This window comes from Bacteroides sp. 3_1_23 (assembly GCF_000162555.1).
In the GTDB taxonomy this organism is placed as follows: domain Bacteria; phylum Bacteroidota; class Bacteroidia; order Bacteroidales; family Bacteroidaceae; genus Bacteroides; species Bacteroides ovatus.
In genome coordinates this window covers 840,845-857,363 of the sequence record NZ_GG774949.1, presented here as the reverse complement: position 1 = coordinate 857,363, position 16,519 = coordinate 840,845, and the positions used below count along the sequence as shown (strand labels likewise).

Genomic DNA, 16,519 nt, shown 5'->3' with positions numbered 1-16,519 from the left:
ACCAAAAAATGCCGCTTGTAGATTACTGCAAGCGGCATTTTCTTTATCTAAATCATCCGAGATTTATCTATCCATCCGTAGATTAATAGTTTTCCTTCTTCACCTCGAAATAAGCCTGTGGATGCAGACATGCCGGACAAACTTCGGGAGCTTCCTTACCGATTTCAATGTAACCGCAGTTACGGCATTGCCATACCACTTCGCCTTCTTTAGCGAATACAGTCATATTTTCGATATTGTTCAGGAAGGCAAGATATCTTTCTTCGTGACCTTTTTCTGCGATGGAGATATTGCGGTACATAGCAGCAATCATCGGGAAACCTTCCTGTTCTGCCACATCAGCAAAGTGAGGATAATCCAGTGACCATTCTTCATGTTCACCCGCTGCGGCAGCGCGAAGATTTTCAAGTGTATTACCAATTACACCGGCCGGATAGCTGGCAGTGATTTCTACCATACCGCCTTCGAGGAACTTAAACATACGTTTTGCATGTTCTTTTTCCTGATCGGCAGTTTCAGTGAAAATAGCTGCAATTTGTTCGTAGCCTTCTTTTTTAGCCACACTTGCGAAATAAGTGTAACGCATTCTTGCCTGTGATTCTCCTGCGAATGAAGTCAACAGATTTTTCTCTGTTTGAGTTCCTTTAATACTCTTAGCCATAATTCTAATCTATTTTAAAATTGGTTGATTACCAAACGTAACTTGTCGTACTATTTATAACGCAAATATAAGCGATTTGTTCATAATAAACCATCTTTTTTTGATGAATAAAATCGATTGCCTCATTGATGAAATCTATCAACAGACAAATAGTATGTTCAAAAACATACTTATTTCGATTATTTTATCTAATTTTGCAACATCTACTTTACAAAAAAGACGGAATATACGTATAACAACATCTAAAAATGAAGCTATTTGAATTTAAACCCAAACTGGTTTCTTGTCTAAAGAATTATTCGAAAGAAACGTTTATGGCGGACCTGATGGCCGGCATTATCGTAGGTATCGTGGCGCTTCCTCTGGCTATTGCTTTCGGTATCGCTTCGGGAGTTTCGCCCGAAAAAGGTATTATCACCGCTATCATTGCGGGATTCATCATTTCCCTGTTGGGTGGCAGCAAAGTCCAGATTGGCGGTCCCACAGGAGCATTTATCGTCATTATCTATGGCATCATACAACAATACGGAGAGGCCGGACTGATTGTAGCCACTCTGATGGCGGGCGTACTCCTTGTATTATTAGGAGTATTCAAGCTCGGAGCAGTTATCAAGTTCATCCCTTATCCTATCATCGTCGGATTTACCAGCGGTATCGCTGTCACTATTTTCACGACCCAAATCGCCGATATTTTCGGTTTATCTTTCGGAGACGAGAAAGTGCCGGGAGACTTCGTCGGGAAGTGGATGATTTATTTCCGTCACTTCGATACAATCAACTGGTGGAATACCATCGTTAGTATTGTCAGCATTATTATCATCGCTATCACTCCGAAGTTCTCAAAGAAAATTCCCGGCTCGCTGATTGCCATCATCGTAGTCACGGTAGCCGTTTACCTGATGAAAACCTTCGGAGGAATCGACTGCATCCAGACCATCGGTGACCGCTTCACCATTAAATCAGAGTTGCCCGATGCCGTTGTGCCTGCGCTGGATTGGGAAGCTATCAGGGAATTGTTTCCGGTGGCTATCACCATTGCCGTATTGGGAGCTATCGAATCCCTGCTGTCTGCCACTGTAGCCGACGGTGTGATAGGCGACCGCCACGATTCCAATACAGAACTGATCGCACAGGGAGCAGCCAATATCATAGCCCCTTTGTTCGGAGGTATTCCCGCCACAGGTGCTATCGCCCGTACCATGACGAATATCAACAACGGGGGTAAGACACCGATAGCCGGAATCATTCATGCAGTAGTATTGCTGTTGATTCTGCTCTTCCTGATGCCACTCGCACAATATATTCCGATGGCATGCCTTGCCAGCGTACTGGTCATCGTATCTTACAACATGAGCGGATGGCGTGTATTCAGAGCTTTACTGAAGAATCCGAAATCGGACGTTACCGTACTGCTTATCACGTTCTTCCTGACCGTTATCTTCGACCTGACTGTCGCTATCGAGGTAGGATTGGTCATTGCCTGCGTCCTCTTTATGAAGCGTGTCATGGAGACTACCGAAATCTCGGTGATTACCGACGAGATTGACCCGAACAAGGAATCGGATATTGCCGTACACGAAGAAAACCTGATGATTCCCAAAGGCATAGAGGTATACGAAATCAACGGCCCTTATTTCTTCGGTATCGCTACCAAGTTTGAAGAGACAATGACACAACTGGGAGACCGCCCCAAAGTACGTATCATCCGTATGCGCAAGGTTCCGTTCATCGATTCCACAGGGATTCACAACCTGACTACTCTCTGCGAAATGTCACAGAAGGAAAAGACTACCGTTATCCTTTCCGGAGTCAACGAGAACGTGCATAATGTACTGGAAAAAGCCGGATTCTACGAGTTGCTGGGAAAAGAGAATATCTGCCCGAATATCAATGTAGCATTGGAGAGGGCAAAAAGTCTGGTAAAATAGTGCTGTTTATCAGCTACTTGTAAGCCTGTAAGCCATATATACCGTGCGTATTGGACATATAGATCCAATGTGTACGGCATATATGACCTGCGTGTTGGATCTATATATCCAACACACAGCATCTATATCTCCTGCAAACAGGATATTATCATCATTTATTCTATCATGCTGACCTCTATTTGATACAGTCACAACCTCTTTTATTTCAGAACCATGTTCTTGTTTTCTTTATAATCAAGCGCACGATTCATAATCTTCAACTGTCCGAGAGTATTCTCTAATGAAGCATTTACAATAACCGGAGTTGCTTTAATATTCGGATTCACTATTGCCACATCATAAACCGACTGCTCCAATTCACCATTCAGATAGATTTTCAACATTCCATTCTTCTCACGGCATAAAGACACAATGCGCTCTTTATCATCATCAACAGCCTGTCCGGATACGACTTTCAACCCTTTTACCACGAATACAAGCCGCCCTTCCGCATCCAAATCCACCAAAATGTCTTTTCCCTGACGCAACAAGGAAACAGCGTTCTTATCGGTTTTCAAACAGAAAGACAGATTAAAATCCCCGCTGCCACTGACTCCTGTCAAAACAGGTATCTCCTGATTCTCGAAATAGAAAAAAGCGGTGCGCAATGCTTCCGTATTTCCTGCGTCATCTGTCACTCCCGAAATATTCAGGCGGTATTTATCATCTTCTCTCATTTCACGAGCCAATGTTAGTGTCACGACACGCCTGTCCGCTGAAAGCGAAGTAGCGGTTACCTCATTTCCCGAAACGGAAAATATTCCGTCTTTCAGTATCACAGGCTCATTAAGCTCGACCGTCAGGGAAGTCGGAGAGGTGGTCTTCACTATCCGCAGAGCAGGGGCTTCCTTATCAGGCACGGTACTGAATTTCCAAATCCGCACTTCACCCGGCTGCAAACTAAGGGAGATTTGTCCGCCATAATCAAACAAATGGTTCTCCGTGTCCTCTGCCTTCTGTTCATCCGTCCGGTACGCCCACACATAGGTACGATGCAATCCTTTCAATCCTTCAGGCATTCCGATAGTGCGGTCGAGCGGGAAGGTAAACTCTTTCACTTCATCGGACGGGTTGCGGACAGAAATAATCCCTTCCTGTCCCGACCATGCCGAATAGCCGTAAGGAGTTCCTTTTGCGGGAGTCTGTCCTATCAGTTTAGCATGTTTCAGAGTCTCATAGTTGTCGTTAATCCAGTGCAGTACATCGGCATTTATCACCCATTTCTGCCCCTCGTTCATCATGTTATAGCTATAATAAAGTTCCCAGAAAGCACTGCCGCGGGTAGCCATCATCATCAGGTAAGTGCGGAATTCATCATCATCCATCTTTCCGGCGAGATTGGCGGTATTGCCATAAATCGGGTCGTGGTTATAAAGATGCGCCAAAGGGAACTGGAACGCGCGTGTCTTCACAAAATCGAAATAACGGTCGTCCCTGTAAGACAAAAGTTGGTCAAGCTGTGACGGGCGTTTTACGTTCAACCGCCCGATGTCCTGCGAGTTCTGCATCCACACGGAGTTTCCCCATTGCAAGAACCACGGGCTGGGGTTGACATAACACGTCAGGTTAATCCACAAATCATTCCTTTTCGCCCCGCGCTGGTCGCGCATCGCCTGAAATATATCAATCCAACGTTCCCAATGCTCGGTGACATAACACATTCCCTGATAACCGCCGGAGATATAATTCCCCTGCGGGTCGGGTTGCGGCGGACGAACCAGAAAACCGTCCAGTTTCCAGTAATTCACGTCAAACCGTTGCTGGCAGTCCAGAAAAAACATTTTCAGTTTCTCGCAGTACACCTTATGGTTGGTGCAAATATCACTTGAGTTGCAGTTCAGTTTTCCATTCCCGTTTTCTTCCAGAAACCGCGCGAACTTGATATAATAATTATAACCTCCGCGGGGGCCCAGCCACAATCCGAAATTAGAGGACAAACGGTGTGACAAATCCGAAGGGGTGGACAGTTCGTTCGGGAATTTGCTGTTGAACGACCAGAATTTGGCCTTGTTCTCTTCCTGCCACGGACCGTAAGCATTCCAACCGTCGTCCACCACATAAGAGTCAATCGGACGAACTCCGTTCTGCGTCAGTCCGCGTTCCACTTCACGGAAAGAGTCGAGGATATTGTTCTCGTTGATGTCGAGCATAAAGTCATACCATGAATTGTACTGGATACGGAAGTCGACCGGAACGGAAATATCATGGATATAACTGAAAAAGTCCGTCTGAATGACATCCATATCCGTACTGCGGGTGGCACCGGTCACTTCTTTCCAGGTGGTAAACGTCCCGCTGTCCGCCAGACGGCCTTCCGAAGCAAGCATCTCAAAGCTCTTTCCCGAATAATAGCGGATACGTACTTTCCGATCACCCTCAATCTCCGTCTCCGAAGCCGGAAATTCAAGTCCGAAGAACATGCCCTGTATGTACACTGGTTGCCCCAAAGAGATGTAATATCCGCTGACACCGCCCACTCCCTGTTCCATCACCGGATGCGTCCAGACAGCATATCCTTCGGGAAGGCTCATCGGCTCGAAATCAATATAATCCAGACGCGCCAGATGGCGTTGCGAATCGGGGACGGTAATCTCCAGATATTTCCTCATATAGTGCTTCCCTTCCTCCAATGTAAGAACCATGTCCACCTGCCAGTCCACCTCCTGATGGCGGAAGCCCTTATAATGGAAAACCAGCTTCTTGCCGTTCTTCCCTTCATCCGTGACCTGTACTCTCTGCAAGAAAAGATCAGAAGAATGAATATCCGCAACGACCGAATCCGCACTCAACGTACGGATGATAAAATCCTCCGAAATGGTTTCGGGAATAATACGGGAAACTTCCTTCCCCATACGCTTATTTTCAATCATGCACGTGCGGACTTTATCATTCTTCACCAGAAACTTGCGAGCGAGGAATTCATTGCCAATCTCCACAGTATCTGCTATATGATTGACATAAATCTCTTCCTTTACAGCTGCCCTCATGGAAAACAAACATCCTCCAAACAACATCAACAGCAAATATATTCGTTTAATCATACTATTTTTATTCTTTCATTTATCAAACCTTTAAAAATAATCCGCGCTTATACATCACCCTCAACAGGAGAAAGACAATCAGATAATTGGCGAAGGTAAGCCATACGGAGTAATAACCACCCAGATATTGTTCGAGCCCGTAACTGACCGAAGCGGCAACGCAACGGAAATTCACAACTTCGCCCAGCAGATACGCCGTAATGGAATTCATGCCATACACTTTCAGCCAGTTCAATCCCCGGGTATATCCTTTATAATCAATCCAGTAATAGAACAATGCCATCAGCAGAAAGCAATAGCCGCCGGAAAGCAGGGTCATGCTGCCTGTCCAGATACGTTTGATAACAGGCATCTGCAAACTCCACAGTAACGCCAGGCCAACAAGAGCAAGTCCGACAACTAGCAACGTCTGCACCACCCTTTTCCGATTTGCCTTGCCCTCTTTCATTATCTTTCCGGCAAACGCTCCGAGCATGACGGTCACTCCGAATGTCAGGCTGCTCCACATCCATGTATAGTTGTAGGATGGCGAGAAGCTCCAGGTTCCGTCCTCATTCCAGAAAACACCGTCACGGAATCGCCCTAAAACGCATCTGTCCACTTGTTCCGCAAAGTTCCCCGCCGGTGTGAAATCCCCCAAAAACGTCATCGGAACCCAGTAGACGAGAAGGAGTAGCAACGTTATCCCTACCTGCCACTTGAACGGGAAGTGCAACTGAATGACCGCAGCAATAAGATAACCGACAGCAATAGACTGCAATGTATTGGAATACAAATAAAGATGCGTGGCGTCCAGACCGAGCAGGTTTCCCTGAACAATCATTCCGAAGATAAACAGGAGAAAAACACGCTTCAGGATTCTCCGATACACAGGCCAATAACTTCCCGTAGTCCCTATATACTTCGATAGTGAGAACGGCATGGAAGCTCCCGTCATAAAGAGGAAAAGCGGCATTACCAAATCCCAGAAACGGAATCCCTCCCAAACCTCATGGTCAAACTGATAAAGTATGCTATCGAGAAATGACATATTCATCTGCCGTGCCAATGCCACGAATACAGGTTGAAAAAAGACCAGGAGAAATAAATCGAAACCTCTTAGAATATCCAATGAGGCAAGACGGATGGAATTGTTTTCCGGTAATTTGTTTTTCATAAGTATAGCTTTTGTATAAACTTGATTATCGTTTTATCCAATGTCGCTTTATTCATGTTTGTACCCTTTGCCTTATTCCAGTATCATTTCGTCAAAAAGGATTCTCGACACCTGTCCCGGCCGTACATGAGATGCCGGACAAACTCCCGGGCCTTTGGCTGTCACACGTACGTAACGCGCTTGTGTACCTCTCAGCTTCAACGGCAAGTTTTCTATAAAGTTTCCTTCACGAAAAATCTCTTCGGGCGTGAAACTCCGCATGGCAGCTTCGCAGAAACTAGAGTTGTCATCCGAAACTTCCACTTTCACGGACGACGGCTTATGGATAGCCATCCCATTGTTCGTGATGCAGCCCAATGTCAATGTGTTCAGCGTTTCCGGCTTCAGCAGGTCAATTGTAAAAGAGACGGAATCATTATCATTCCAAGTGCACCATTCGGAATCCGAATATTTCAAGCTTCCACGTATTCCGTTCGTCAGGAGCTTTACAGACGGACTGTCTCCCGATACAGGTTTGGCGGTAGCCAGGTTCCACCGGACAGGGAGTATCAATGTTTTTCCCATCTGCCTGCCTTGCGCAAAAGTAGCACTTTTCAGTGTAAGCGGCTCTTTTACAGGCACTATTTTTTCGTAGAGCGATGAAGTTGCCGTAGGCTCGCTTCCATCCGTCGTATAATGTATCTCCATGTCGGGGCGGATACATTCCAGTTTCACTTCGAGCATCCCGTCGTTTGGAGTGACCGTATGCTGGATGTTGTACATCGAACGGGCGTAGACGATACCTTTAGCTGTCAGATGTTCATTATAGACATCCAGTCCTTTCAGGAATGAAGTCCAATCCTTGCGTTCTTTCTTCGTCCATGCCACTTCCGCAAGGGCGGCCAGACGGGGAAAGAGCAGATAGTCCACATCTTCCGGTTTGTTGCAGAACTCCGTCCATAGGGATGCCTGTACGCCTATAAGTAAGGAAGCATATTCCGGTTTCCAGTCCGCCTGCACAGGTTCGTAATCGTAGACGTCCTTCAGTGTGTTATTGCCGAAATAGGTCTGGGGTTCAAACCATTGCGGGCCCTGATAGCGGATCAGGTACATGATGCGGGCAGGAGTCATAATGAACCGGTGTCCTTTTTCAGCAGCTTTCAAGGCAGCCGCGCCGAGTCCGCGCCAACCTTGAATAATAACGCCTTCGGGCAGGAAACTGCTGTTTGTCAGTTCGTCCCAACCTATCACTTCGCGTCCCTTGCTGCGTACATAGTCGCTCATCCGTTTCATGAAATAACCTTGCAGATCTTCTACGTCGGCAAGATGCTCTTTGTTCATGCGCTGCCGGCAAAGCGGGCATTTCTTCCAGAATCCTTTCTGCGCCTCATCTCCTCCCAAATGAATATATCGCGAGGGGAAGATTGCCATCACTTCGTCCAGAACATCTTGCAGAAATGTAAAGGCGCTGTCGTTTCCGGCACAGTAAATCACTCCCGAATTTCCTCCGCCCAAGCCCGGAATGACTCCAATGTAACTATTCACCACAGGGCAAGCCAGTTGCGGATAGGCAGCCAGTGCGGCGTTGCTGTGGGCGGGCATATCTATTTCGGGGATAACCTCTATCTGGCGGTCGGCAGCGTATGCCACCATTTCCTTGATGTCTTCCTGCGTATAGAATCCTCCGATAGGGGTCGGTTCTCCCGGTTCGGCGTTACGGCGGAAATAGAAAGGAACATCCATGCGGTTCACTCTCCATGCACCCACTTCCGTCAGGCGGGGATATTTCTTGATTTCTACCCGCCAGCCGTTATCATCCGTGAGGTGGAAATGAAGCGTATTGATTTTGAGCATGCCCATGCAGTCGATGATACGCAACACGTTCTCTTTGGGAATGAAGAAGCGGGCGGCATCCAGCATCAATGCCCGATAGCCGAAGCGCGGTTCATCCTGAATGGTTACCGCGGGAATGCTCCATTGGATATTCTCAACCCGACGGTTGCCTTCGACAGCCGACGGCAACAGCAGGCGGATGGTCTGCAATGCATAGAAAAAGCCTTTTATATCCGATGCTTTTACTTGTATCTGCTCCGGAGTAATCTCCAACTGGTAGGCTTCGCTTTTTAAAGAAGAGTCAGTCGTAAAACGGACATGACTCTTCTCACTGCTACCTATTGCCAACTGTGGGGTTATTCCCGAACTTCTCTTGAATAAGTTTATAAAGTTGCGGACGATGACAGCCTGCTCATGGTTCTCTACCGAAAACAAGGTTCGGGCGGAGAAGGTGAAGTTACCCTCGCCCGGCACGACCTGCACCGGACGGGGAACTATTGAAACAGGGGGTGATGTCAAGTTGTCCGCGCATGCACCCGATATGGATGCAAACAGCATACAAATGATTAAGATGTATTTCGTCATGGTTTGACAGTCAGTTTATTTATTAAAAAAATCGCAAGTACCTCTTTGCCCCTTTTTATTGAAGACTGAATAAGGCACTTGCGAAATTTGATTAAGGCAACTAAGAATTAATAAAACTTCGTTCCTGTATGCCTATTTCTACCTTGGTCATACTCTGCTACTGAAGATTTATTTATATAAGTACGAACCCAATCTATTTCCAAACGAGGAATAGCATTATTATCACGATCCCGTTCATAATTATCATAGCTTGCAAAACCAGAATCCCAGCCGGCATCAGGAGACCATACACCATTAACCTCAGTTCCACCTCCAAGCCCCCATTTATTAGGTGCTCCCATGGTAAGAATAAATTTCAACCCATTTAAGTTTTGTTCATCTGTAAAAGTCCAATAGCCTGCAGGACAATCAGCTTTTTTATAGCATACAGTCTCTTGCCCATTAATGCCCAGTGCGACTTCCGAATCAGAACGCCACTCAAACCAATAAATGTTCCATTCATTTATATTTATCGTATGATTTGCAGTTTGAGTTTTTTTATCGGTTCCTGAAATTCCCGTATGGAATGTCTGATGCGCTTTATTTCCTGTAACAGGACCTGTCGGATTTTCGAGAATATCAACTTCCGTGTAAGTATTATATTTACCCGACTCATCAGATATCAGCCAAATCCCCATGTTAAAGCCATTTTTCTCACCACGAAGCCGGGCACGAATTTCCATTCTGCAACCTTCTGATATTAACTGACTATTAGCTTTATATGTAGTATTAACTCCACATCCATAGAAAGCAGCAGTACCATAATCCCTATCTTTTCCTGCTGCCGGCCCTGTACCCTTCGACGGAACTTTCATTTCTATCATCTTCAGATATCCTTGATCGGTTATATTAGAGAATTGCACATTGACACAAGCCGCATGATTCTGTACAATCACCGTATTACGATCTGCCAAAAACAGAGGAACTTTATTACCCCATGAATTACCTGCACCATTAGTATTCCACATATCACCTGTATTTCCGAAACTATGGAATTCCCATGCATTGTAGAACTTCCAGCCTGCCGTAGCTAAATCTGTATTGGGATGCGGATCCAGTTCTTTCATTTCAACAACCTTATCATCTCCATATTGTGTCTTGGCTGCTGCCAACCTGCCACTTGAAGCAAATGCAATTCCCGGACGTTCGTAAACCCAACGCTCATCAAGAATCCCATCTCCCTTTTCAGCTTCGAGGTCCTTCATCGTAATTTCCAATGTTTCATTATCCAACGGATGAACTGCAGAAACGGTCGTAAAATTCAAAGTCAACGTTTCCGTTTTGGTAGGTTCCATATTGTGTTTAGTTTTAACTTTCACTTCTGCAGATTTTTCTCCTGCCTTTATCGTCAATGTGACGGGGGGTAACGTTACATAGAAATCTTTTTGCTCATCAGGTACAGTGATATGGATATCCATATCATCCGTGACCGGCACAGGAACTTCTGCCAAAATAGTAAACTCATCACCTTCGTCAATAACCCTGTCCGAATTATTTTTTATTGATACAACTGTGTAATGGAGATCAGAAATAACAATCGATTGAGTTGGATTAGTCACCGTATAGCCACGTACAAACGACATTACATTCACATACAACTTTTGTTTGGGCTTAATTCCACTTTCTGTAATCGGTAGTTTTATATCAAAAGAACTGACTCCCTTCGGGAAGGTAACCATTGAAGGAAATGCTTTAAAGGCTGTCTTTGATACATCTTTTTCTCCGTCCTTAGCAGTCAGATAAATATCAAAATCTTCGTTTGTCACACGTTCCGGATTCTTAGCGTCATTCACTTTCAAAGTAAGGGTAAGCTCTTCACCCATTACAAAGCTCTTGGCACTTGATTCCACTATTAAAGGTACAGTTTCCGGCAGTGGTTCTACCGCATCGTCCTCGCACCCTGCAAAACCTATTGAAAGCAGGCAAACAGGTAAAAATGTATATAGTATTCTTTTTATCATAATTGTGTAATTTATTAAATTGAGATACTTATTCGCTAACATCTCCCCAGCCCGGATTCTGTTTCAATTCATGGTTTAATTGCAGTTCATCCGGTGGTATCGGTAATAAATAATCCCGGTTCAGGTCGAAAAGGTAACCCTCAGGCAAATATTGCTGTAACGGATCCATCCACCCGTCGTTATCTTTCAATACCAATTCCAATGATTCGCGCCCTTTGGGTGAAAAGCTTTTGTAAAGGACACTCTCTTCGCCCAGATATGCACCCCTGCCACGACCGTTGATTCCTTTCAATGTTCCGGCTTCCGCCCAACGCATCAGATCGTCCAGACGGAATCCCTGAAGTGCCAGTTCCGAACGTCTTTCACGACGAATTTCCTGTATCAAGGGAGTAAGCCCGGTAAATGGGAAATTAGCATCTGCTTGCGGCTCTATCCATGTCACGCCTGCTCTTTCGCGCAAGGGTTTCAATGTTTTGTTCAATACATCGTCGCTCCATTTGTCCAATTCTGCCGCTGCTTCAGCATAACAAAGTAATCCTTCCGCATACCGGAACAGGATAATGCCAGTCTGCGTATTCCCTTCCACATAAGTAGTGTCAATACCTAATCTGATATGGAATCCGGTAACACTCTTGCTATTACCGTCGCCGTTCAAGTTAGGAGAGACAATATCTTTATTCTTTTCTTTCATTTCATCATCAGTGCCTGTCGCATCATAAGCCCTCACATTCATCGGCTTATTGGAAGAAGAACCTGCATTAGAGCGATATTTACATCCGGTATGCATTACTGTAACGAGAAGTCTCGCATCCCGTCCCTCAAATGTTTCATTAAAATCCTTGAACTTCTCGTCTTTGGGATTAATAAAAGTTCCATCGGCATTTAAATAGTTATCCACCAATGACTTTGACAGGCCGGACGGTCCCTGGCCATCTACTGCTCCTGAAGCGAGTAAACCACCCAAATTATGAAAGACACCATCAGCCACTGAATACTTTTTCCACAGAACAGCTTCCGGTATTTGAGAAAGATCTTCCTTATTAAATAAGTGTGCAAAAGCATCTTCGGTATTTACATACTCCTTATCAGTGTCTTTCGTATTCAATGTCAAGCCAGCAGTAAAAAGTTGCTGGTCTCCCCAGTTCAATACTTCCTGAAAAAATTCCGTAGAATTGTCTTCCGTTGCAAACTTAGTACCTTTGTGGTATTTCTCCCACGAACCTTCATAAAGCGCCACCCGCATAGCCAAAATAGTAGCGGCCTCCTTACTGATACGCAGTCCCTGATATTTACTACGCGTAAATAAATTTGCACGTGCTTCCGGAATTTCACCGATAGCGGCCTTCAAGTCATTCAATATAAAACGGGCAACATCCGCACGCTTGGACGCAGGTTTCTGTAAGCCGGCTACCGTAGCGTTTTCATCCCAAAAATCATCCATTATAGGTATATCTCCAAAACGGGTGAGCAGGTAGAAATGCCAATAAGCACGCAAAAAATAGGCTTCTCCTCTAAGCGAGAGTACTTCAGCAGTCTCAAGTCCTGCATCAACTTTATAATAGTGAAAGAAGTAGTTGACATTACGCAGGTTCTGATAGCCTTTTTCCCAATCGGTCGAGCCACTGAACTGATTATTCTCACCATTCAGGCGTCTGTCATATTTTTCAGCCAAAATGTTATCGCTGTTCACCTCTTCACCACGGACACTCATTCCATATTGCGTCGGAGCCGGCAATGAAGTATATAAAGCATTGATATAGTTCTCTACTTGTTCGCGACCAGCCAGGAAGCCTTCGTTTTCAGGCATTGTCAACGGTTGCCGATCCAAAAAGTCGGAACAAGCGGACAACACCAGCCCTATAAAAGCAGTCAGTATAATTATTTTCTTTTTCATGATGTTCCTCTCTAATTAAAATGTGATGTCAATTCCAAATACAAAGTTCCGGTTCAATGGGTAAACTCGCCCGTTACCATTTGCAGTCAGCGGTGAAGTAAGGGCGGGAGCAGAAGCATTACTACCTCCTACCCAACCATTCACCTGATTCAGTGTTTCAGGGTCAAACTGTTGCGGCAACTTGGAAATTGTAAACAGATTATCGCAAGTGAAATATACTTTCAAATTACTCAAGCCAATCTTTTCCACCAATTGTGGTTTGAAAGAATAAGAGACTGTCAAGTTCTTCAGACGCATATAAGCTGCATTGAGTAAATAACGAGTTGTATTATAGCCTATATTCACTTCTTTGTCTTTAGAATTATCTGTCAGGCGTGGTAAATATCCATCAGGATGCCATGCATTGAAATAATCAAGATGCTCTTTGAAGTAACAATTTCCTCCATACAGGTAAGTAGCACCTGCCATCGGGAATTGTCTCTTGGCTACTCCCTGGAAAAGAGCTGATATTCCAAATCCTTTATAGCCTGCATTCAGATTAATACCGAAAGAATATTTAGGGGTTGTATTACCGATTACTTTCAAATCACCATGATCCGCCAAAGTTCCTTTTCCCGGGTCTACCTTCCCGTCACCATTGGAGTCGATATATTTTACGTCACCGCGTTGCCACTGGTTGTCAGCTTTAAAGAAGCTAAGGTCTACCGTTCTCAAATATTCATCCACTTCACGGTTAGTCATGAAAAGATCATTAGCTTCATATCCCCAAATCTCACCGATGTCCATTCCCTCATAATACCCTCTGTTACGTGCCAGACCGGTATGGTTATTGAATATCAGTCCTTCAGGATTATTATACTTCGTGACTACTGCCTTGTAATTGGATATATTAAAACCGACACCATAACTGAATCCGCATTTCAATTGATCCTGCCAATTGACGGACAACTCCCAACCACGATTACGGAGAGTCGCATTATTTACTTTTGCACGGTCGTCTTTACTGATACCTCCGATAGCCGGAATTGCTTCAGCCGGACCAATCATATCATGCGTTGTACGCTGGTAAATATCAGCAGTTATTGTCAGACGGTTATCCAATAACAGCAGGTCAAGACCTAAATTGGCATTATCCACCTTCTCCCAGGTAATATAAGGACTGACCATTTTCGGAGTTTTGGCAATCATTCCTTTGGCAGGAGTGGCGTTTACTCCCGGCAGTAACCAAGCATTGGATGAGTTTGACACCAAATCCATCACTCCAAGATAATCATACAATCCGGCGCCATTCTGATTACCCAAGCGTCCGTAAGAAACACGCAACTTCAACTGGGAAAATGGAAGATTCCATGATTTGAAATAGTTTGTGCGAGCTATATCATAACCGGCAGAGAAGGAAGGAAAGAATCCCCAACGGTTTCCGGGAGCAAAACGGGAAGAACCGTCATAACGTCCACTGAATTCCAGAAAATATGTCTCCTGATAATTCCAGTTCAACTTGGCATACATACCCATTGTGGACCAATGAGTACGGTCTTCACCGGCAGACAATGTACCATTGGAGTTCGCAAATGAATAAATATCACTACCTAAAATTCCATCCTTATAAGTGAAACCATTGGAGTTTTCCTGCAACTCCATCTGAAAACCTGCCATAGCCTTGAAGTAGTGTTCTCCCCATGTATGGACGTAAGATGTCGATACATTCGGAGAAAGATAATAATTAAATGCATTACCGCGAGTATAAGAACCCCATTTGGAATTCTTCCATTCCATACCCGGATATACATATCCCTGCTTGGTACCTATGTCAACCTTTAACTCTCCATCAGGTTTTTCTACTGTAGGGTATCCACGTTTGAAACTGTTGTCTTCTACATCAAAACGTACTTTCATTTCCCCTACAATATCCCAACCCGGTAACGGGGTAATGGTAGCAGCAAAAGACATTGCATCGGATATGCGGTTCTGTACATAATGGGATTCTTTTAGATAACGGAACTCAGAAGCATCATTATATTCCGAATCAATCGGATAATGAGTAGGAGCATTTGGTATTGTTTGTCCAAGAGTTCCATAAAAGATGGTCTGGTTGGCCATCGGCCTTTTAAGGATACTCAATGTTATATTATTATTGAAATTGAACTTCAACCATTTATTGGCTATAATCTGGAATTTCGTATTTACATTATATTTGCTCAGGTTATCATCTACCTTGTCAAGTAAACCATCCTGATAAGTGTAACCCAAACCTACATAATAGTTGAACTTTTCCGAACCTCCGGTTACACTCAGGTTATGTGAATGACGAATAGCAGTATCTTTAAAATAATAATCAAACCAATCTGTATTCGCATATACCGCATCCATTGAAGAAGCCCAGTCTGTCCCGTTTTGATTGGGACCTATACCTGGAAATTCTGCTGAATAGGGGTTCTTCATGAATCCTTCCATCTTCTCTATAAGAGCGTCAGAAAATTTATGATTCACGCCATCATTATCATTCCGTTCGTTCACATATTTAGCAAACTCAAGAGAGTTCATCATCTCCGGCATATTGATAGGTGAACTAAAACCTACTGTGCCTCGATAAGAAACCCGTGTCTTTTCCTGCCGACCGCTTTTTGTAGTTACTAATACCACACCATAAGCGGCACGTGCACCATATACGGCAGCGGCAGAAGCGTCTTTCAATACACTAATTGTTTCGATATCATTTGGATTTACGTTCTGAAGGCTTTGTTCCACTCCGTCCACCAATACATAAGGCTCGCCCCCGTTACCATTAATAGAACCGACACCGCGGATATTGAACTTGATTTCCGCGCCTGTTTCACCACCAACGCCGTCAGGAGCTGCGTCGGTCACAAAATTCAGACCGGCTACATTACCTTGAAGGGCACTGGTCAAATCGGTTACAGGACGATTGACTATAGCATCGGAAGCTACAGTAGACACAGCAGCCGTAATGGTATTACGTTTCTGCTTGTCCATACCCACCACAACGACTTCATCAAGAAGTTTCGAGTCTTCCTTTAATATGAAACGATTACCTTCAAGTTTTGTCACTTTTACTTCGAGAGGAGAAAAACCGACATAAGAGATAGATAAGGTATTGCCGACTTTACCTTTGACAGAAAAGTTACCGTCAATATCGGTCAACGTACCTTCTTTTGCCCCTTTTACCATGACCGTAGCTCCAATAATGGTTTCCCCCTTATCATCCACCACTTGTCCTTTAATCATTTGTTGCTGCGCAAACGCTCCCGAAGGAAATAACAGGAGCATCATCAAAAGAACAACAAAGCAGCTTTGTTTCTTCATAAGCTTCTTTTTTTTCATAATACTACATTTAATAATAAAGATTCATATTTCTATTAGCGAACAAAATAAATCTCACAGG

At 44.4% G+C, this 16,519-nt stretch carries 8 protein-coding genes; 1 reads left to right on the top strand and 7 read right to left on the bottom strand.

Translation table 11 applies throughout. The features are described 5' to 3' along the window. Positions 1–82: 82 nt before the first annotated feature. Positions 83–661 carry a rubrerythrin gene (gene rbr / locus HMPREF9010_RS21100; RefSeq protein WP_004312048.1) on the bottom strand — a complete coding sequence of 193 codons (579 nt, stop codon included), beginning with the start codon at positions 659–661 and terminating at the stop codon, positions 83–85. Positions 662–909: 248 nt separating this feature from the next. On the opposite strand from rbr, the gene HMPREF9010_RS21105 reads away from it, so the two are divergent. Then, positions 910–2,589, top strand: coding sequence for a SulP family inorganic anion transporter (locus HMPREF9010_RS21105; RefSeq protein WP_008646959.1), 1,680 nt, complete (start codon positions 910–912; stop codon positions 2,587–2,589). A gap of 200 nt (positions 2,590–2,789) precedes the next feature. On the opposite strand, the gene HMPREF9010_RS21110 is transcribed toward HMPREF9010_RS21105, so the two are convergent. The 6 genes from HMPREF9010_RS21110 to HMPREF9010_RS21135 form a co-directional block, all read right to left on the bottom strand. Then, positions 2,790–5,669, bottom strand: a complete 2,880-nt coding sequence (locus HMPREF9010_RS21110; RefSeq protein WP_004312051.1) for a hypothetical protein — start codon at positions 5,667–5,669, stop codon at positions 2,790–2,792. Positions 5,670–5,691: 22 nt separating this feature from the next. Then, a complete protein-coding gene (locus tag HMPREF9010_RS21115; RefSeq protein ID WP_004312052.1) occupies positions 5,692–6,825 on the bottom strand; it encodes an acyltransferase family protein in 1,134 nt (377 codons plus the stop codon). A gap of 72 nt (positions 6,826–6,897) precedes the next feature. Next, on the bottom strand, positions 6,898–9,222 hold the full coding sequence (locus HMPREF9010_RS21120; protein ID WP_008646958.1) for a family 20 glycosylhydrolase: 2,325 nt from the start codon (positions 9,220–9,222) through the stop codon (positions 6,898–6,900). A gap of 107 nt (positions 9,223–9,329) precedes the next feature. After that, entirely contained in the window at positions 9,330–11,222 is a 1,893-nt protein-coding gene (locus HMPREF9010_RS21125) for a DUF5006 domain-containing protein (protein ID WP_004312054.1), read from the bottom strand. Positions 11,223–11,250: 28 nt separating this feature from the next. After that, the gene (locus HMPREF9010_RS21130) at positions 11,251–13,116 is read right to left on the bottom strand and encodes a RagB/SusD family nutrient uptake outer membrane protein (RefSeq protein ID WP_004312055.1); all 1,866 of its coding nucleotides are present in this window, start codon (positions 13,114–13,116) and stop codon (positions 11,251–11,253) included. Positions 13,117–13,131: 15 nt separating this feature from the next. Further along, complete coding sequence (locus HMPREF9010_RS21135) at positions 13,132–16,458, bottom strand: SusC/RagA family TonB-linked outer membrane protein (RefSeq protein WP_032849393.1); 3,327 nt, start codon at positions 16,456–16,458, stop codon at positions 13,132–13,134. Positions 16,459–16,519: the final 61 nt, after the last annotated feature.